We start from the raw sequence: 18,047 nt of genomic DNA on the forward strand, positions 1-18,047 counted from the left end.
TGTTCTCTCACGGAATCGGAATCGACATGCGGACGACCGTCCCCTTGCCGACTTCCGAGTCAATGGTGATACTTCCGTTCACCAACTCAATTCGCTCACGCATCCCGACGATCCCAAACGACTCTTCGCCAATCGAACTCGGTTCGAAACCGATGCCATAGTCGCGGATGTGAAGGTGAATCACATCGCTCGCCTGTTCGACATTGACGATGATCTCTGGCGTCTTGGCATGCTTGATCGCATTTTGTACCGCTTCCTGCACGAGACGGAACACGTTGATTTCTAACTTCTCCGGCAGACGGGCACGTGACCCGCGATAGTTGAGACGCGTCTTGATGGCCGTATACTCTTCCGTTTGGTGGAGATAGCGCTCGAGCGTCGGTAAAAAGCCTAAATCGTCAAGCGACATCGGACGCAAATCGTAAATCAGGCGACGTACGTCGACGAGTGCTCCACGAATCAACTTTTTCAATTCATGTAATTCGGCAAACGCTTCATCTTTCCCTCGTTTATCAAACGTCTTTTCAATCAAGTCGGCACGAATCAAAATGTGGGCAAGCGATTGCGCCGGTCCGTCGTGCATCTCGCGAGCGAGGTGACGTCGTTCACGCTCGGCCGCTTCGAATACACCGATGGCCATCTCCTGCTTTTTCATCATGTCCGAATATTCTTGTTGCAGGTCGTCCCGTAAGAAGTTCAAGACGACGCTGACACGACCAATCAGCTTTTCGGCACGTTCGATCGTGTCCTCTAAAATAAGAAGACGTCGTTCTAAATCGTTACGACGCTGCTGGGCCGCCATCTCTTCTTTTTGAACGAGAAACCGCTCCAGTTGCATCTGATTCGCCCGTTCATAGGCGTCACGAATTTCTTGCTCACTATGTATATGAAACTTTTTGCTGACTTGAACGAGCTTGGCTTTTGCGGCTTTCACGAGTCGGTCGAGTCGATCGGACTCCTCGATGTAGAACTCGATTTTATCCGTCAATTCTTTCAACTCGTTTTGAATCGCAGAATATTCAGTTGATGAACTTTCGGTTATACGGACAATCTCCTCTTTACTTTCCGTCACCGTATCAATCATATTTGTTATGATATGTTCTAAAGCTGTCCGATCGGTAATATGATTCACGATGCCATCCCCTAATAGTTCGGTAGTTAATCCTCATCTATCCTTATATATCGTCCACTTGAAACCAGGTTTACAGTGAACATGAGAGATTTTCTATAAATTGCATTCGCCAATTGAAGCGTGTGTGCCTACTTGAATTCTAAAAAAAATATTTAAAAATAGAAAGGAGAATTTTCAGAAATGTCTATTGAGTCAAATTATACTATAAAACAAAGTGGAACATACGAAGTCGTCATACAAAAGTCAAAATTTATCGCCCACTTCAAACGTGTCGAAACCGAGGAAGAGGCGCAGTCGTTTATCCAAGGCATCAAAAAAGAGCATTGGAACGCGAACCACAACTGTTCTGCCTACATCATTGGGGAACGGAACGAACACCAGAAAGCGAACGATGACGGGGAGCCGAGTGGTACAGCGGGAATGCCGATGCTCGAGGTGTTGCGGAAACGTCACCTCAAAGACACGGTCGTCGTCGTGACACGTTATTTCGGAGGCATCAAATTAGGCGGAGGTGGACTCATCCGGGCATATGGTGGGACCGTCAGCGAAGGACTCGATGCGATCGGGATTGTCGAACGCTTGCAAATGCAGCAACTGACGCTCACCGTCGACTACACCTGGATCGGTAAAGTCGAGAACGAATTGCGACAGTCTACCTACTTGCTCGACGACATCTCGTACGCCGACCTCGTCACGTTTCACGTTTCAGTACCCGTGGAAGAGACAACTGTAGCGCTCGATTGGCTGACAGATATGACGAACGGTCAAGGTGCGCTACAAACCCACGATATCCGCATCATCGAACGTGATTTCAAACGCTGAAACGCCTATACTAAAAGAAACAACTGAAATGAGGAATCCACATGGAAACACCCCCACGCAAGAAAAAGTCACCTTGGAAAATCGTCCTCATCGTGTTGGGTGTCGTCTTGCTGATCGGCGGTTCTGCTTTCGGCTATTTTGTCTTCAAAGCGAACGAGACCGCCGAGAACGCGAACAAAGAGTTGGAGCGTGGCGACAAGTCAGAGCGTCGTGACGAAACCATCGATTTGACGAAAGACCACTTCTCCGTCCTGTTAGCAGGGGTCGATGGCGGCGCCTCGCTTGAAGAAGGCCGAAGTGATTCGTTGATGGTCGCGACGTTCAACAAAGAATCGCGTCAAGTGACACTCGTCAGCATCCCTCGCGACTCGTATGTCGATATCATCCTTGATGAAGGAGACCCGTTCAAAGACAAGATCAACCACGCTTACTCGTATGGAGGCATCGATGCGACCATCGCGACCGTTGAAAACTTGCTCGACATCCCCATCGACTACTATGCGACCATCAATTTTGATGGCATTGAAGACCTCGTCGATGCGGTCGGCGGCGTCGAGATCGACGTCCTCATCCCCATTTCCGGAAAAGCGACCGGAAACGTCGAGTTAGAGCCGGGCGTTCAAGTATTGAATGGAAAAGAAGCGCTCGCATACGCCCGCATGCGAAAAGAAGACCCTGCCGGCGATATTGGTCGGGCCGGCCGACAGCAACAAGTCATCGAAGCCATCATCAACGAGGCGACCACGATCAACTCGTTCACCAAATTGAACCGGATCATGAACGCGGTCGGCGAGAACATTCGAACGAACATGTCCTTGTCGGAAGCCTCACAGCTTCAACCGTATACAAAATCGCTCAAGTCGTTCAATCGCGAAACACTTGAAGGAACCGATTTGACGTTGAACGGTGTCTATTATTATGAGCTCGACCCCGCTGACCTACGGGACGCACAAGCTCTTCTTCAAACGGAGCTTGGAATGCCCGTTACGGCGGACGAACCGTCAACCGATGAGACAGATGACTCGATGACCGAGACGACGATTTACTAAAATAAACGGCCGGTATCGCTAGGCGATACCGGCCGTTTACTTATGTTCGCGGTCGACCAAGTAGTCGCCGAGACGTTCGGATGATGGGTTTATAGTTCGGATGAATGAGTTCCGTTGATTCAACAATCAATTCGATGACAATCAGGACCACGACGAACGTGATGACGGCACCGAGCATTGTCGTCTTCGCAAACAAGATCGATGAGATGCCGAAGAATAGCGTCATCCCATACATGAGCAGCACGGCTTGGCGCGTCGTGAACCCCATGTCAATCAACTGGTGGTGCATATGCGACTTGTCCGGTGACATCGGCGGTCGACCTTGGACGAGCCGACGAACGATCGCGAAAATCGTATCCGAAATCGGCAACCCGAGCAAGAGGACCGGGACGACGAGTGAAAACAACGTTACGTTTTTAAAACCGATCAGCGAAAAGACGGCGAGCATATAGCCGAGAAACAGCGCTCCCGTATCCCCCATGAAAATCTTCGCTGGGTAGAAGTTGTGGACGAGAAAGCCGAGCGTGCTCGCGAGTAACAATAAGGCCATCATCGTTAAATAGACGTTCCCTTGAATGATTGCCAAGACGGCAATCGTTCCGAGGGCGATACTCGAGACACCCGCGGCGAGCCCGTCGAGTCCGTCAATCAAGTTGATTGCGTTCGTGATCCCAATCAGCCAGAGGACCGTGACCGGAATACTCCATGACCCGAGATACAATTGCTGATCGAACGGGAGATTGACGAGCTCGATGCGCATCCCAGAGTTCAAGACGACGACCGTCGCAATCATCTGCCCCATCAACTTCACACGAGCAGAGAGCTGGAAACGATCATCAATCAGTCCGGTCAGGAGAATCACGACGGCCCCGATCAAGATGGCGTCATTATAACGACTCGTCGGAAGCAGTAGCGCATAGCCGATGAAGAAGGCGATGAAGATCGCCAGACCACCGATTCGTGGCATCGTCCGTAAATGTACTTTTCGTGCGTTCGGATGATCGACTGCACCGATAAAGAATGCGAATCGACGAACGAGCGGTGTAATCAAGATGGCCATTACAAAACTGACCAACATGGCAATCCATAGCATGGGCCGACAGTTCCTCTCTCAAAAAAATAGACTCTGGCGAATTATATCATATTTTGAATCGATGAGTTGTTATCAGTCCGTTTACAACAAAAAGCCGATGGGGCGTTCCCCATCGGCTCAAGCTTATGAAAATGTCACGGCTACTTCTTCTGCTGGTTCATATGTATAGAGGCCGCGACCAATCTTTTTGATTTCTGGGTTGACCCCTTCAATCTTCACCATCAATTGGTAAATGTTACTAATGTGATGGCGGTAACGAAGTTCGAGTTCCATTTGGATATCACGTACGCTCATCGTCTGACGCTCTTTCAAAAGATCCGTCACTTGATGAACATATACTTCGAGCGGATAACGCTGATTGACACGACGTGGACGTAGGCGTTTTGATGCATCGGCCATTGAGTCTGTTTCCTCTTTGTCTCGACTCAGTTCCGCGATCAAATATTCTGCACGTCGTTGCAATTGACGGTACGATTCTTCGATTTCCATCAATTCTCGATAAATGTGTTCATTCACATTCGTAGATTCCATACACAAATCCCCTTCTACATCCAATTAATTTTAGGAATTCCCTATTTTAAATCAGTAATTCCTAATAATCCCTTGATATCTTCTATAAAAGTGTAACGGATTTGTAATGTGCTTGTCATCTCTTTTTGGGCAATATTGTCTATTCGGGACTTTTGGACTATAAAAAGACGGCGACTGTTCGGGGCAGTCGCCGTCTCACGGAAGATGATTGTAGTCCATTACACGCGAGCGCGGTCGAGGATGCGGTCGAGTGAAAGTTCGTCGGTAGAAGCAACGATGAGGTCTGCATGACCAAGCATCGATTCTTCCCCGACGGCGACAGCAAACATGTTTGCCGCTTTGATTGCAGTTACGCCGGCAGCCGCGTCTTCAACGCCGATGGCGAGTTCGGGTTTCACGCCAAGGGCAGAAGCGGCTTTCAAAAACACTTCGGGGTGTGGTTTTGACTGGGCGACAGTTGCTGCATCGACAATATGGTCGAAGTAATGACGGACACCTAGTGCGTCAACAACCGCAAATGCGTTCTTTGAAGCAGACGCCATTCCGATTTTAAGTCCCGCCTCTTTGATTTCATCCAAGAATGAAACGATGCCAGGAAGCAAATCGTCAGATGAGATATGTTGAATGAGTTCAACGTAATGCTCGTTTTTCTTTTGAGCGAGTTCTTCTTTCTCTTCCGGCGTAAAGTCGTTCTGTTTTCCGCCGAGCGTAAGGATCCGCTCGAGCGATTCAGTCCGACTCACCCCTTTGAGCGTTTCGTTGAATTCGCGGTCAAATGGAATTCCGAGCTCTTCACCGAGCTGCTTCCAAGCGAGGTAATGGTACTCTGCCGTGTCAGTGATGACACCGTCCAAATCGAAAATCACTGCTTCAATCGTTGACATACATGCTTTCCGCCTTTCCTTCAAATGCTTGTGTCGTCAGACTACATTTAGGGAACTTGACAAGTACCCGTCGCACGTTTGGTCAATGATGCAAACGGTTGCACTTGTTCGATTTCTATTATAAATGAAAACGTTATCTTGATGCAACCGTTTTCGCAAAAATCAAAAAAAGAGAAGAGCTCTCTGCTCTCCCCTCTCATTTACAGTTGGATCCCTACGACTTTCACGTTCACCGAACGTGGTGTCATCGCAAGCATCGTGTCCATATCTTGCGTGATTCGCTCTTGAACCGCCGTCACCGTTTTGATGATCGACTGCCCATATGCGATATAAAGTGACAAGTTGATAGTGATGCCTTCTTCTGACTCATCGACTTTCACATGCTTCATGAGCGCACGTTCTGACAATTTCGTGTCTTCTTGCGTGAACGATACGTGTTTCGTTTCTTTGACCGCGACTGCGGCGATCATTTCTACGACGTGACGTGAGACGTTCACGTCACCTTCTGTGCTGTGCATTCCATTTTCATATGGCATAGGGTCACTTCCTTAACTCTAGTTTCGTTTCCTCTTTATAAAGTGTAGCGGAAATGAAGCGTTTAGAAAAGACTTTACCCTTTCACACCTTTCGTATTTTGTACGCGCCTCACGTCAATCTCGACGAGCGGACGTAAGAGACGAACCATCGGCGGACTGATAATCACGAGTACCATCACGAATGCGACACCGAACAAGACGAGCAATTGCATCCACGACGTCGGCATGAATCCAGCCGGCACGAACGCTTTCCAGGCGACGACGAAGAAGACGTGAACGAGATAGACATACAAGCTATATCGTCCTGCCCTCGAGAAGATTGGTAGTTTTCGTCCCGGAATGATGAGCGCGAAACTGATTGACATGAGAAGTGACACCGTATAGACGATTAAGAAAGCGAACGGTCCGCTCCACATCGCCTCCGGCACCGCCGTATCATAAGCGAAGCGGAACTTGAACAAGTTTCCGATATGATAGAACGTGTCATCTTGTTGGACGCGCATGGAGATCAATAGGCCAATCGTCAACGTGACAAAGACAATCGCCCCCCCAATCCGGTAGCGGTTCCGTTGTTCAGCCCGTTTCGGCAATTCAAAGAAATTGAGTGTGTTCCGTTCGGACATCCAGTTCCCGATCAAGAAGAACGGATAGAACATGATCACTTTTCGTAACGCGAAATAGCCGGTCGCCTCCGCCTGGAACCCGAACAAGAGCGCAAATAGGAGTGCGTATAGCACATACCCTTTCAGCTGCGTCACGTATGGAGTGATGATGTACCAGAAAATGATCGCCATCAAATACCAGAGTGCCCAATACGGTTTCAACAGATTCAGCCCCGGATTCTCCAGCGAGAAAATCGGGATGCCTTCTGTGAAAGCGAACCATGACCCGAGAATGACTTGCCAAATGACGTAGACGACGAACAACTGGATCACACGTAAATAACGGTTCTCCCGATAGAAGTAACCGCTTAGCATAATGAATAACGGCATATGGAAGGTGTACAGGAACAAATACACCCACTTCGGAAGAATGTCGTCATAAGCGCCGCGGACGTCCGTCAACAAGTGACCGAACACGACGAGTAAGACGAGTACTCCCTTAATATTGTCATACCAATAATTTCTCATAACATTCCCTCTAGTTCTTTATGATGATTGCGATGAAGCTGACCTTCATGTTTTCACGTTCAATTCGCACACGGACTGCATGGAAGGTCAGTTGGAAAAATCCCTCACCTATCATAATCGATTCCCTCGCCAAGTGAAATTACGTTTCAACAAAATTTTCATGTCTTCACTGTCATCATTCCCATAATTCACGTATGGCAAGCCGAAACGTCAAAAAATCCTCACGATTCAGCACGTTGTGGGCGTATTCAAATAGACGGGATTGGGTACAGTATAGTATAGTAGTGTTACTAAATATTCAGAATATTCTAATAAAGGGGGTGGAGAGAATGGCTTCGATCATCCGGAATCGACATCATATGGTGCACGACCCGAAACGTTCATTCTCTAACTTCGGATTCTGGTGGTTAATCAGCAGCTTTTCCGTCGGGCTACTGATGGTGGCCTTTGAGTCGGTCCGTAACGGGTTCTCTGCCATTCATCCTGTGTTGTCTAGTATGACCTTCCTCGGTCTCACGTTCGCGCTCGGTGTGTGCGCCAAATTGGTCCGTGACGTCTGGTGGCTCAATTATCTGCTCGAGCGCACCCAAAACCGGTACTTATACATCGGTGGCGACACGCTTCAGAGCTGGCAGTATACGCTCGACTCGATCTGGTTGCTCACGCGAACCTCACAAAAAAAGCTCGGCCGATTGTATATCCAAATCGACCGAACCGTGCATGCTGAGGAAGCGAAACGTTTATTCGCCGCCTATTTGATTGACCGAGGTGTCCTCGTCGTCTATTCTCGTCCGAACAAACCGAAAAAAATGGCTTGAACGAATTAGTCGAGGTGAGCGGCGATCCATGTCCGTGCCGCCTCGACTTCTTCCATGCGCACTTCATGCCCACCCGTATGATAGAAGAGCTCGACGTCCGCCCCGGCATTCCGGAGTGTCGATGTCAGCTCTTCTGTTTCTGCTTTCGGGCAAATCGGGTCGCGCTCTCCTGCCGAGATGAATACGTTCGCACCTGACAAGTCAGGTAATGTGAGCGAACGGTCCGGGACCATCGGATGGAACAAGAGTGAAGCGGCGAATGCTGGTTGACGGTATAGTGCCGAACCGATCAAGTTCGCCCCGTTCGAATATCCGATTGGGATCATCTTGTCGCGTTTGATGCCATATTCCGCTGCCGCATCATCTAAAAACTGAAGGAAGCGCTCCGTCTGTTTCTTTAAATCTTCAAGGTCGAGCACGCCTTCCGCGTGACGACGGAAGAAGCGGGTCATCCCATTCTCAAGGACGTCCCCCCGTAGCGTCAGGACGTTCGATTCCGGTGATAGCTCTTTTGCGAGCGGGATCAAGTCTTGCTCGCTCCCCCCTGTTCCGTGCAATAAGACGAGCGTCGTCTCTTTCGTTCCTTGAATGAATTGATGAATCATATCCGTTCTCCTTTCGGGATTGTAATGGTTGGTAGCGTGCGCACAATCTTATCACGGTCCGTCTCTAACCATGATGGTAAACGAAGCGCCTCACCGAGCGTGTCGATGGACTCGTCCACGGTGAACCCAGGTACGTCTGTCGCGAGTTCGTGCAAGATCCGTCCGGCATCATGGAAATAAACCGAGCGGAAATAGTTCCGTTCTTTCACTTCGGTCGGTCTCAATCCAAGGTCAAAGATGGCGTCTTGCCACGTCGGATAGTGTTCACCGTCCGCGACCCGCCAAGCGATATGGTGGACCGTACCCGTTCCGGGCACACCGTTCGGAAGAATCGTCTTTTTGACGTCGATGACATTCCCATAGTCAGCCGTCCCTTTCAGACGTACCCATTCCTCGTCTTCTCCGACTCGTTCAAATCCAAACAGTTCCGTCAACAAGCGTACGGTTTCGTCTGGTGCTTTTGATAATAATGTCGCGCCCGCGAATCCGACGATCGCCTCATCCTTCGTGACGCCTGGGATTACCCAGCGCGTCTGTTTCGTCGTCGGTCGAGCGACGAGTTCGACGACGAGTCCGTCCGGGTCTTCAAACAGAAGTGACGGCTCCTCGAACCGTTCCGTGGCGACGGTCGCAATTTCATGCTGTTGTAGTCTTTCTTCCCAAAACGGTAAACTTCCTGCCGGCACGAGATATGTCGTCACGCCGACTTGACCGCTCCCGACCTGTCCTTTCCCTAACCCCGGGATTGGAAAGAAGGTGATGACGGTTCCCGGTGTCCCGACCTCGTCCCCGAAATAGAGATGATACGTACCCGGGTCATCAAAATTGACGGTCTGTTTCACGAAACGAAGACCGAGTACTTGTCCATAGAAATCAAGCGTACGTTGCGGGTCTTGTACCATCGATGAGATGTGATGAATGCCTGTAGACTGCGTGTTCATTGTCATCCTCCTTTATTATCTTGATTTCAAGATAAATCATTTGCCAGAAAAAGTGAAACTTTTTGCTCACGGTGGCGTACGATAAGAAGAGAGACATTCTAAGGAGGTATAAGAACATGGCATTACAGATTGAACGAGTCACCAAAGAATTCGGTGACTTCACCGCTGTCGACGACCTCACGTTCCGCGTGCCACAAGGAGAAATGTTTGGTCTTCTCGGAGCGAACGGTGCCGGCAAGACGACGACGTTCCGGATGATCCTCGACATCTTGAAACCGACCGATGGAAGCATCACCTGGAACGGCAAAGCGGTCGACCATCGGATTGTCGGATACTTACCCGAGGAACGAGGACTATACCCGAAGTCGCAAGTTCGTGAACAACTCGTCTTTTTAGCCAGTTTGAAAGGCATGCGTTCAAGCGATGCCAAACGTGCGGTCAAATCATGGCTCGAACGGCTAGAGATTCCCCAGTATGAGACGATGCGCGTCGAGCAACTGTCAAAAGGGAATCAGCAGAAGATCCAACTCGTTGCCGCCCTGCTCCACAACCCCGAGCTCGTCATCTTAGATGAGCCGTTCAGTGGACTCGACCCGGTCAACGTCGAGATTCTGAAACGCGAGGTGCTCGCTTTGCGTGACGCCGGAACGACCATCGTCTTCTCGAGTCACCGGATGGAACATGTCGAAGAGCTCTGTCAACATGTCGGTATCTTGAAAGGTGGACGTGCTGTCGTCAGTGGTGACGTACCGTCCATCAAGTCACGTTACGCCGAGCCAGCCCTCTTCATCGAGACGGATCAGATTCACGTACTCGAATCACTCCCGGTCATCGAGACGATCGAGCCGTATAAGTCCGGTCATTTAGTACGTCTGCATTCATTTGATGATAGCGACGTCGTCCTATCGACACTCGTCCGCCATCAGGCGAACGTGAAGACGTTCATGCGCCAACCGGTATCGCTCAATGACATCTTTATCAAGGAGGTCGGACAGCATGTTTCATAACTTTGGACCGCTTTATGCATTCACCCTCAAATCGAGGATCCGTTCGAAAGCGTTCGTCATCTCGACGGCGTTGACGATTCTATTCATCTTCGGGTTCACGAACATCGACCGCATCATGTCCTCGTTCGAGGATTCGGAGCAAGCGAGCGCCCTCGTCGTAACGGAAAACACAGCGCTCGTCGATACGATGCAGTCGCTCGGCTATGATGACGTTGCCACGAGTGACATTACCGAAGAAGAGGCACGCGCCGGAATCAATGACGGCGAATACGGAGTCGTTGCTTTTGTCGACGGTTATGACGCCCGTGTCATCTCGGAACGCCCGGAGCAGGAATTCACGACCATCTTGCAAACGTCGCTTCAACAATTGCGTAATGCGGAGTTGATCGAATCAGCCGATGTCGACCCGGCCGTCATCACAGCCCTCAGTGAACCGATTCAGCTCGATGAGTCGTATCTCGGGCGCGGAGGCGAGAACTCGGATGAGCTGCTTTCGTCTTCGGCACTCGTCTATGTCATGTTGATGCTCCTTTACATCTCGATCATCACGTACGGATCGATGATTTCGACAGAAGTGACGACCGAGAAGTCGTCGCGGGTCATGGAGCTGATCATCTCGACGACGCATCCGGTGACGCACATGCTCGCCAAAGTGACCGCCATCGGGACGCTCGCCCTCATCCAGATTGGCATATTCCTCGGGTTTGGTTATGTCAGCGCGAGTGGCAGTGAGTTAGCGACGACCGTCATCGAAAACGCCGGGAATGCGCGAGCTGTCATCTACTTGCTCGTCTTCTTCCTACTCGGTTACTTGTTGTACGCGTCACTCTTCGCCGTCCTCGGCTCGCTCGTCAGTCGCGTCGAAGAATCCCAACAGATGGTCATGCCGGTCATCATGCTTCTCGTCGCAGCGTTCTTAGTGGCGATGTTCGGCTTGAACAATCCGGACGCGACCATCGTGACGATTCTCTCGTTCGTCCCGTTCTTTGCCCCGATGCTCATGTTCCTTCGGGTCATGCTCGTCGATGTGGCCGTGTGGGAAGTCGCGCTCTCGATTGGTTTACTCATCGGAACGATCGGTGTGACGCTTTGGATCGGCTCAAAATTCTATCGTGGTGGTGTCTTGTTCTATGGAACGAACGCCATTAAACAATGGCGACAAATATTACAAAACCGCCAATAACGTTTACAGCAAATTCGTTTTCGTTTACTCTAAAGAATGTGCAAAATGAGGAGGAAAACGAACTATGCGATCACGATTACTCGCGGCCTTAATCTTTACGTTTATGACGACGCTCACGACGTTCATCTGTTATACCGTCTTCTTAGACGCGGATGCGTTATGGCAAATCCTGCTTGCGTATGCAGGTAGTACGTTTATCGGAACGCTCGCGTTTTGGTATCCGGTCAGCAGACGTCCACAAACGTCTCGCTTCGGTGGCGCATGGATCGGCATCATGATTACTGCAACGACACTCATTGGCTTCACCGTCATCCGCTTCACATTCCGCGGCGACGCAGCAGCTCTGCTCGACTGGCAAACGGTGCTAGCGAGTCTCGCTTACACGTTCGGGTATGTCGGATGGGTGCTCACAATCTTGAATATCGTGCTCGGCTTTTTACTGGCCGGCACTCGTCCGAAAGTACGCTACGAAGCGCGTCCGATGCGCTGATGAATGGAAATGACCAGGAGAGTAATTCTCCTGGTCATTTTTTCGTTCCATATCATTGCAATTTATATGATTTGTCCACGACGCCGTACTCTGCATATTGGAAGGAGTTGTCCGCGAACTGGTCGGGGACGAGTCGTTCCACATAGCGAGCGAACGGGACGATGTGTCGATTCGTGTCATGGGATCGTCCGAGGTCAAGGACGGCGTCGACGAGTGCTTCGAGGGCATGGTGCGACGTCGGCTCTTCGTCCTCTTCAAAGATTCGTTGCAATTCGTCTTCGTGCATCAAGTCGAAGATGCGCATCCGCTCCTCGAGTTGTCGTTGCATCTCCTCGACGGACTTTCCGTGCATCGCCTCCTCATAGGCGAGCTTCATCTGTTCGATTTCGGGTACTTTCCCTCGCATCAACACTTTGAGCGACTCTCCCGTCCAAATGTGACGCGCCAAATAATTGGAATCGATGCGCAGAGCTTCTGCGAGCGCCTCTATGTAAGGCATCGTCGGATAGACCTCACTCAGTTCCGTACGTCGAATAAAATAAGGGGCGACGCCGATTTGTTCCGCAAGCGTCTCAATCGATAATCCAGCCCGCTCTCGCAAGATTCGAATCCGGTCCCCGTATCCCCGGTATGGTGCATTTTTACCATCCATCTCATTTCCCCCTTCCCTCTCTTCATTATAATTCCCGAATTCACAAAAAAATACTCGGAAGCGTAGGCTCCCGAGTCATGAATCGTTCTCTTATTTCTTCGTCAATTCGACGACTTCTGAAGATCCAGCTGTCACCGTGTCGCCTTCTGCGACAAGTTTGTTCACGCCGAAGCTGTCATGGTTCGTGATGATGATCGGAGTGATTGTCGATGGAGCGTTCGCTTTGATGAAGTCGAGGTCGAACGTGACGAGCGGGTCGCCTGCTTTGACAGACTGACCTTCTGTGACGTGTGTCTCGAAGCCTTCACCCTTAAGGTTTACCGTATCCAAACCGATGTGGATCAAGTACTCTGCACCGTTGTCCGCGTTGATGCCGATCGCGTGTTTCGTCGGGAATACCGTTGCGATTGTTCCGCTAACTGGTGAAACGACTTTGCCTTCAGTCGGCTCGATCGCAATTCCGTCACCCATCATTTTTTGTGAGAATACTTGGTCCGGTACGTTCGTGATGTCGACGACCTTTCCTGTAAGCGGTGAAACCGCGTTGAGTTGTTCTTCTTTACCACCAAATAGTTTTTTAAAGAATCCCATAGCTTAATCCCTCCAACATGTTCTATTGAATCGAAGTCTTCACTTTTATACCCGAAAAGCTAAAACTTCAATCCCTACCTTATTAACGGTATAGTAGATATAAGGTAGTGCGAAATCGTTTTACACATCGTAAGAATACGAGTGTGCAATCGCTTTTGCAAGCCCTTTTTACACTTTATAAAAATTTCACACGATGGAGGCGCTTACAATGACGACTTTCACAAAATTGTCATATGAACGGCCCGACTTGGACGCTTTGAACAGCAGATTGTCGGACTATTCTGGCGAATTACAGCAAGCGAGCACACTTGAGGAAGCGAATGAACTCATTCGTCAAATCAACAAGGAACGGAACGACTTTGAGACACAAAGTCAACTCGTCGCGATCCGACACTCGGTCGACACACGCGATGCTTTTTATGAGGAAGAACAATCTTTCTTCGACGATGCACTACCGGTCTATGAGAAAGAAATTCAAGCATACTACCGCGTCTTGACGAACCACGAGCTTCGTTCTGAACTCGAAGCGGAATGGGGTAGCCAGTTGTTCTCTCTCGCCGAGCGTGCACTCGAGACGTTCGAGGAGTCGCTCATCCCGAAATTGCAGGAAGAGAACCGCCTCGCGACGGCTTATCAAAAGGTCATGTCAGCAGCACAGATTGAATTTGACGGCAAGACACTCAACTTGTCACAGTTCGGTCCATACCTTCAGTCACCTGACCGCGATGTCCGTAAAGCCGCATCCGTTGCCCGCTATACATACCTTTCTGACAACGGTGACGAGCTCGACCGGATTTACGGAGAACTCGTACGCGTGCGTACAGAAATCGCACACGCGCTCGGCTTCCCATCATTTGTTGAACTCGGTTATGCCCGTATGCAACGTGTCGGATATGACGAGTCGATGGTCGATAACTTCCGCAAACAAGTCCGCGACGTCATCGTCCCGCTCGCTTCTGCGTTAAAAGAGAAGCAGGCGAAACGAATCGGTGTCGATCATCTCTACTATTACGATGAGTCATTCGTCTTTCCAGACGGTAACGCGACACCTCAAGGGGATGAGTCGTTCATTATCGAAGGTGGAAACAAGATGTATCAGGAGCTCTCGAACGAGACGGACGAGTTCTTCCAATACATGCAGGAGCGCGGCGCCCTCGATTTGACGGCGAAGCCAGGTAAGGCCGGCGGCGGATATTGCACGTACTTGCCATCTGAAGGTCTCCCGTTCATCTTCTCGAACTTCAACGGCACAGCCGGAGACATCGATGTCCTTACACACGAAGTCGGTCATGCCTTCCAAGTGTATGAAAGCCGCCATTTGACGACTCCGGAATACGCTTTCCCGACATATGAGGCGTGCGAGATTCATTCGATGTCGATGGAGTTCTTCTGTTGGCCATGGATGGAACTCTTCTTCGGCGACCAAGTCGACAAGTACAAGTTCAACCATTTGGCTGGCAGCATGACGTTCCTTCCGTACGGTGTGCTCGTCGATGAGTTCCAACACGTCGTCTACCGCAATCCGGACATGACAGCTGCCGAGCGTCGTCAAGCATGGCGCGACTTAGAGAAGGTGTACCTTCCGCATCGTGACTACGAGACGAACGACTATCTCGAATCCGGTGCATGGTGGCACCAGCAAGGACATATCTTCCAAAGTCCGTTCTATTATATCGACTACACGCTCGCGCAAGTCTGTGCGTTCCAGTTCTGGGTACGCATGCATGAGGACCGCGAAGCGGCATGGAGCGATTACCTCACGCTCTGTCAGGCTGGCGGAAGCCGTTCGTTCCTCGATCTCGTTGAACTGGCTGGTCTCAAATCGCCATTCGCAGACGGCGTGTTGAAAGAAACGATTGATCAAATCGAAGACTATCTCTTAAAACATCCACTCGCGAACTAACGAGTCAGACCATCGAAAAAAATCGATGGTCTTTTAATTTGGGTTGATTTCGTTCTGCAGTTCAAACGGCAAGTCTTCTAAATTGATTTGACGGCTGTCGAACAGGTTGAACTGTTGGAGGCGACTCTCGAGATAGTCTTGTAAAATGCGAGCTGCCTGTTCGCCGGATAATCCATTCAAATCCGGTACTTGTGTCACGGACAATTCAATCGCATGTAGCCCATAGTCAGGCAAACGGGATTCAATCTCCGCAAGCTCTTCATTGGTCAGTCGTTTCCCCGTCGTCGTCACGAGAAGCAAATCATCATCTTCCTGATAGTCCTGACTGATAATAATGGCGTCTGAAAATTCTTCTTCGATGAAGTTATTGATTCCCGTCCGGACGATGCTATCTTGAACGAGCGTCGCGGCCGAAAAGATACTTGGAACGACGATGAGAACAGATAAGGCGATGAGAAGTCGATTAATTTTTTTATGGTTCGCATCCTGTTTCGTCAACACTTGAGAGATGCCCATAAACTTGACCCCGATGAACGTCGCGATGGCGATGAACGCACAGTTGATGACGAACAGGTAGCTCGACCCGATCAAATAATCGACGTTCCACGTCGCAATCGAATAACCGACCGTACAGAGCGGAGGCATCAAAGCGGTCGCGATGGCGACACCCGGGACGATGTTGTTACTCATTTTCTTTTGCGCCCCGATAATCCCGGCGGTCCCCCCGGCGAAGGCGATGATGACATCCCAAATCGTCGGTTCGGTCCGGGCGATGATTTCATTACTCGCATAGGTGATTGGGGAGATGGCAAAATAGATGGTTGCAACGGTGAGACTGACCGCGACTTGGACGAGCAGTAAACGAACACCTGCTCGAAGGAGCTTCATATCGTAGAGCGACAAGGCTAGACCGATACTCAAGATTGGTGTCATGAGTGGCGAAATTAACATCGCCCCGATAATGATGGGAATGGAGTTCATATTGAGTCCAATGGATGCGATAAAGATGGAGCACATCAAAATGACGGAATCACTCGGCCTTACTTTCAAATTTGAATACATCTTGTCTTTGAATTCTTCGGCAGTATACGTCTGTTCCATTTGGTCTTCAGCTCCCTTGTCGGATCAGTCTCCTTTACACAAGCAAGTCCTTCCTTTATTTACCCGCCATATGAAAACGACAATCGATTTTTGCAAAAGAAAAACTGGACCCATTGAATCGGTCCAGTTCGTATCGTCAAATCACATCGAGTGGTTGTTTCGTCGTCGGTGGTGGGAATGCTTCATCAAGCGCCGCAAAATCTTCCTCACTCAAATCGAGCAAGAGGGCTGCCGCATTCTCCTCGACGTGCGCGGCCTGTCCCGCTTTCGGAATCGCGATGACGTGTCCGCTCCGAATCGTCCAGGCGAGTAAAATTTGTGCGACCGAGGCACTATACGCCTCTGCGATTCGATTGACTGTCTCGTTTTCGAAGACGTCTTTTTTCACGTCACTTCCTTCGGCGAGCGGTGCGTATGCCATGACCGGGATGCCTTGTTCTTTCAAATAAGGGAGCAGGTCATACTCGATCCCTCGACTGCCAAGATGATAGAGCACCTGATTGACCGCACAGTTGTCTCCGTTCGGTAAGGCGAGAAGTTCTTTCATATCCTCGACATCGAAGTTCGAGACACCCCATGCCCGAATCTTGCCGTCTGCCTTGAGCTGCTCCATCCCTTGAATCGTCTCTTCGAGCGGGGCATCCCCTCGCCAATGGAGTAAGTAAAGGTCGAGATAGTCAGTCCCGAGTCGTTCAAGTGACGCGTCGCATGCTTTGACGAGTTTGTCGCCGTACGCATTGTATGGGTACACTTTCGAGACGAGGAAGACGTCTTCGCGTCGGTCTTGAATGGCTTCGCCGACCAACTTTTCCGATTCCCCTTCCCCGTACATCTCAGCCGTATCGATGACATGGAGTCCGCAGTCGAGTCCTGTCCGAAGCGCTCCCACCTCAGCGTCATGCTTCGATTTCTCTTCTCCCATACGCCACGTCCCTTGCCCAAGTGCACGCATCTCCCGTCCGTCTTTCAATTCGACGACATTTTGTTTCAATGCCGCGAGTAATAAAGAATGTGGTAGTCGTTGATTCATAACGTTTCCTCCTTTGTCCATGCTTCATGTAACGGTCCCGTCGTCCCGAAGACAGGGTCGAACATCGGTTTCTCGACTTGTTCGATTCGCTTTAGGTTATCTGGTCGTTCTTCCGTCTTCCCAGTCAATGTGTCATAATCACGACCGTCCGGATATGCCCCGACGACTTGAAAGTCTACGCTCGCCTCGATGCGCCGATGTCCTGTTCCCGCTGGCAAGACGAGGACATCACCTGCACTGACACGTACGAGATCCCCGTTCGTCCCTCCGAGTTGAAGGGTTGCCTCACCATGTAATACCCCCAACACTTCATGCGTGTTGCTGTGATAGTGATGATAATCGAACACCCCGTTCACCCAACTGTTCGTCCATTCATTATGAGCGAACGTTTCTTGCATCCCGCTCGGGTCATCAAAGACACCACGATACAGAAGCACCGGATAGTCGGGATGATTCGGGATCGAGCCGTCATCTGTAAACAAAAAAGTTTTCAAGTCCATCCTAAGTCCCTCCTTGTCTCTGTCCCTGTACCCGACTTCCCCACACAAA

At 50.2% G+C, this 18,047-nt stretch carries 20 protein-coding genes; 7 read left to right on the top strand and 13 right to left on the bottom strand.

Annotated elements, in window-relative coordinates:
* Positions 1-7 precede the first annotated feature (7 nt).
* Positions 8-1,132, bottom strand: a complete 1,125-nt coding sequence (locus PJK55_RS07690; RefSeq protein WP_214785931.1) for a sensor histidine kinase — start codon at positions 1,130-1,132, stop codon at positions 8-10.
* Between the two features lie 180 nt (positions 1,133-1,312).
* Between PJK55_RS07690 and PJK55_RS07695 the strand changes: the two genes are divergently transcribed.
* Positions 1,313-1,954, top strand: a complete 642-nt coding sequence (locus tag PJK55_RS07695; RefSeq protein WP_214745866.1) for a YigZ family protein — start codon at positions 1,313-1,315, stop codon at positions 1,952-1,954.
* A 41-nt stretch (positions 1,955-1,995) separates the two neighbouring features.
* A complete protein-coding gene (locus tag PJK55_RS07700) occupies positions 1,996-3,003 on the top strand; it encodes an LCP family protein (RefSeq protein ID WP_271305326.1) in 1,008 nt (335 codons plus the stop codon).
* 40 nt (positions 3,004-3,043) lie between these two features.
* On the opposite strand, the gene PJK55_RS07705 is transcribed toward PJK55_RS07700, so the two are convergent.
* From PJK55_RS07705 to PJK55_RS07725, 5 genes are all read right to left on the bottom strand, one after another.
* Positions 3,044-4,096: a glycosyltransferase family 4 protein gene (locus tag PJK55_RS07705; protein WP_074033780.1), complete on the bottom strand. Its 1,053-nt coding sequence runs from the start codon at positions 4,094-4,096 to the stop codon at positions 3,044-3,046.
* A gap of 123 nt (positions 4,097-4,219) precedes the next feature.
* On the bottom strand, positions 4,220-4,627 hold the full coding sequence (locus PJK55_RS07710; protein WP_271305327.1) for a Rok-like winged helix domain-containing protein: 408 nt from the start codon (positions 4,625-4,627) through the stop codon (positions 4,220-4,222).
* Between the two features lie 218 nt (positions 4,628-4,845).
* A complete protein-coding gene (pgmB, locus tag PJK55_RS07715) occupies positions 4,846-5,511 on the bottom strand; it encodes a beta-phosphoglucomutase (RefSeq protein ID WP_271305328.1) in 666 nt (221 codons plus the stop codon).
* A 200-nt stretch (positions 5,512-5,711) separates the two neighbouring features.
* A complete protein-coding gene (locus PJK55_RS07720) occupies positions 5,712-6,047 on the bottom strand; it encodes an Asp23/Gls24 family envelope stress response protein (RefSeq protein WP_074033784.1) in 336 nt (111 codons plus the stop codon).
* Between the two features lie 74 nt (positions 6,048-6,121).
* Positions 6,122-7,177 (bottom strand): acyltransferase family protein, encoded by a 1,056-nt coding sequence (locus PJK55_RS07725; protein WP_214793707.1) that lies wholly within the window; start codon positions 7,175-7,177, stop codon positions 6,122-6,124.
* 329 nt (positions 7,178-7,506) lie between these two features.
* Here PJK55_RS07725 and PJK55_RS07730 point away from each other — a divergent pair, with 329 nt between their 5' ends.
* On the top strand, positions 7,507-7,995 hold the full coding sequence (locus PJK55_RS07730) for a hypothetical protein (RefSeq protein ID WP_271305329.1): 489 nt from the start codon (positions 7,507-7,509) through the stop codon (positions 7,993-7,995).
* A gap of 5 nt (positions 7,996-8,000) precedes the next feature.
* On the opposite strand, the gene PJK55_RS07735 is transcribed toward PJK55_RS07730, so the two are convergent.
* Together PJK55_RS07735 and PJK55_RS07740 are read right to left on the bottom strand one after the other, a co-directional pair.
* Positions 8,001-8,600, bottom strand: coding sequence for an alpha/beta hydrolase (locus PJK55_RS07735; protein WP_271305330.1), 600 nt, complete (start codon positions 8,598-8,600; stop codon positions 8,001-8,003).
* The gene (locus tag PJK55_RS07740) at positions 8,597-9,541 is read right to left on the bottom strand and encodes a VOC family protein (protein WP_271305331.1); all 945 of its coding nucleotides are present in this window, start codon (positions 9,539-9,541) and stop codon (positions 8,597-8,599) included. Before PJK55_RS07740 ends, PJK55_RS07735 begins: the two co-directional genes overlap by 4 nt.
* 116 nt (positions 9,542-9,657) lie before the next feature.
* Between PJK55_RS07740 and PJK55_RS07745 the strand changes: the two genes are divergently transcribed.
* The 3 genes from PJK55_RS07745 (at position 9,658) to PJK55_RS07755 (ending at position 12,221) form a co-directional block, all read left to right on the top strand.
* Positions 9,658-10,548, top strand: a complete 891-nt coding sequence (locus tag PJK55_RS07745) for an ABC transporter ATP-binding protein (protein ID WP_214759991.1) — start codon at positions 9,658-9,660, stop codon at positions 10,546-10,548.
* Complete coding sequence (locus PJK55_RS07750; protein ID WP_271305332.1) at positions 10,538-11,731, top strand: ABC transporter permease; 1,194 nt, start codon at positions 10,538-10,540, stop codon at positions 11,729-11,731. The genes PJK55_RS07745 and PJK55_RS07750 overlap by 11 nt, the downstream gene beginning before the upstream one ends.
* Positions 11,732-11,795: 64 nt before the next feature.
* Positions 11,796-12,221: a hypothetical protein gene (locus tag PJK55_RS07755; RefSeq protein ID WP_214693732.1), complete on the top strand. Its 426-nt coding sequence runs from the start codon at positions 11,796-11,798 to the stop codon at positions 12,219-12,221.
* Between the two features lie 52 nt (positions 12,222-12,273).
* Here PJK55_RS07755 and PJK55_RS07760 read toward each other — a convergent pair whose 3' ends face one another.
* Both PJK55_RS07760 and PJK55_RS07765 read right to left on the bottom strand, forming a co-directional pair.
* The gene (locus PJK55_RS07760) at positions 12,274-12,873 is read right to left on the bottom strand and encodes a helix-turn-helix domain-containing protein (protein WP_271305333.1); all 600 of its coding nucleotides are present in this window, start codon (positions 12,871-12,873) and stop codon (positions 12,274-12,276) included.
* A gap of 90 nt (positions 12,874-12,963) precedes the next feature.
* Entirely contained in the window at positions 12,964-13,464 is a 501-nt protein-coding gene (locus PJK55_RS07765) for a PTS sugar transporter subunit IIA (RefSeq protein ID WP_012727005.1), read from the bottom strand.
* A gap of 208 nt (positions 13,465-13,672) precedes the next feature.
* Between PJK55_RS07765 and PJK55_RS07770 the strand changes: the two genes are divergently transcribed.
* On the top strand, positions 13,673-15,367 hold the full coding sequence (locus PJK55_RS07770) for a M3 family oligoendopeptidase (RefSeq protein ID WP_271305334.1): 1,695 nt from the start codon (positions 13,673-13,675) through the stop codon (positions 15,365-15,367).
* A gap of 33 nt (positions 15,368-15,400) precedes the next feature.
* Here the strand turns inward: PJK55_RS07770 and PJK55_RS07775 are convergent, their stop codons facing one another.
* The 3 genes from PJK55_RS07775 to PJK55_RS07785 all read right to left on the bottom strand — a co-directional run bounded on the left by PJK55_RS07775 (position 15,401) and on the right by PJK55_RS07785 (position 17,998).
* Positions 15,401-16,468 (bottom strand): DUF389 domain-containing protein, encoded by a 1,068-nt coding sequence (locus PJK55_RS07775; RefSeq protein WP_271305335.1) that lies wholly within the window; start codon positions 16,466-16,468, stop codon positions 15,401-15,403.
* Positions 16,469-16,604: 136 nt separating this feature from the next.
* Positions 16,605-17,498 carry an aldo/keto reductase gene (locus PJK55_RS07780; RefSeq protein ID WP_271305336.1) on the bottom strand — a complete coding sequence of 298 codons (894 nt, stop codon included), beginning with the start codon at positions 17,496-17,498 and terminating at the stop codon, positions 16,605-16,607.
* A complete protein-coding gene (locus PJK55_RS07785; protein ID WP_271305337.1) occupies positions 17,495-17,998 on the bottom strand; it encodes a cupin domain-containing protein in 504 nt (167 codons plus the stop codon). The genes PJK55_RS07780 and PJK55_RS07785 overlap by 4 nt, the downstream gene beginning before the upstream one ends.
* Positions 17,999-18,047: the final 49 nt, after the last annotated feature.

This window comes from Exiguobacterium sp. MMG028 (assembly GCF_027947425.1).
GTDB lineage: Bacteria > Bacillota > Bacilli > Exiguobacteriales > Exiguobacteriaceae > Exiguobacterium > Exiguobacterium aestuarii_A.

What these genes read in the sequence shown, in the direction of transcription:
- PJK55_RS07695 (WP_214745866.1), top strand. Translation starts at nt 1,313, where the DNA reads ATGTCTATTGAGTCAAATTATACTATAAAACAAAGTGGAACATACGAA.
- PJK55_RS07700 (WP_271305326.1), top strand. Translation starts at nt 1,996, where the DNA reads ATGGAAACACCCCCACGCAAGAAAAAGTCACCTTGGAAAATCGTCCTC.
- PJK55_RS07705 (WP_074033780.1), bottom strand. Translation starts at nt 4,096, where the DNA reads ATGCTATGGATTGCCATGTTGGTCAGTTTTGTAATGGCCATCTTGATT.
- PJK55_RS07710 (WP_271305327.1), bottom strand. Translation starts at nt 4,627, where the DNA reads ATGGAATCTACGAATGTGAATGAACACATTTATCGAGAATTGATGGAA.
- pgmB (WP_271305328.1), bottom strand. Translation starts at nt 5,511, where the DNA reads ATGTCAACGATTGAAGCAGTGATTTTCGATTTGGACGGTGTCATCACT.
- PJK55_RS07720 (WP_074033784.1), bottom strand. Translation starts at nt 6,047, where the DNA reads ATGCCATATGAAAATGGAATGCACAGCACAGAAGGTGACGTGAACGTC.
- PJK55_RS07725 (WP_214793707.1), bottom strand. Translation starts at nt 7,177, where the DNA reads ATGAGAAATTATTGGTATGACAATATTAAGGGAGTACTCGTCTTACTC.
- PJK55_RS07730 (WP_271305329.1), top strand. Translation starts at nt 7,507, where the DNA reads ATGGCTTCGATCATCCGGAATCGACATCATATGGTGCACGACCCGAAA.
- PJK55_RS07735 (WP_271305330.1), bottom strand. Translation starts at nt 8,600, where the DNA reads ATGATTCATCAATTCATTCAAGGAACGAAAGAGACGACGCTCGTCTTA.
- PJK55_RS07740 (WP_271305331.1), bottom strand. Translation starts at nt 9,541, where the DNA reads ATGAACACGCAGTCTACAGGCATTCATCACATCTCATCGATGGTACAA.
- PJK55_RS07745 (WP_214759991.1), top strand. Translation starts at nt 9,658, where the DNA reads ATGGCATTACAGATTGAACGAGTCACCAAAGAATTCGGTGACTTCACC.
- PJK55_RS07750 (WP_271305332.1), top strand. Translation starts at nt 10,538, where the DNA reads ATGTTTCATAACTTTGGACCGCTTTATGCATTCACCCTCAAATCGAGG.
- PJK55_RS07755 (WP_214693732.1), top strand. Translation starts at nt 11,796, where the DNA reads ATGCGATCACGATTACTCGCGGCCTTAATCTTTACGTTTATGACGACG.
- PJK55_RS07760 (WP_271305333.1), bottom strand. Translation starts at nt 12,873, where the DNA reads ATGGATGGTAAAAATGCACCATACCGGGGATACGGGGACCGGATTCGA.
- PJK55_RS07765 (WP_012727005.1), bottom strand. Translation starts at nt 13,464, where the DNA reads ATGGGATTCTTTAAAAAACTATTTGGTGGTAAAGAAGAACAACTCAAC.
- PJK55_RS07770 (WP_271305334.1), top strand. Translation starts at nt 13,673, where the DNA reads ATGACGACTTTCACAAAATTGTCATATGAACGGCCCGACTTGGACGCT.
- PJK55_RS07775 (WP_271305335.1), bottom strand. Translation starts at nt 16,468, where the DNA reads ATGGAACAGACGTATACTGCCGAAGAATTCAAAGACAAGATGTATTCA.
- PJK55_RS07780 (WP_271305336.1), bottom strand. Translation starts at nt 17,498, where the DNA reads ATGAATCAACGACTACCACATTCTTTATTACTCGCGGCATTGAAACAA.
- PJK55_RS07785 (WP_271305337.1), bottom strand. Translation starts at nt 17,998, where the DNA reads ATGGACTTGAAAACTTTTTTGTTTACAGATGACGGCTCGATCCCGAAT.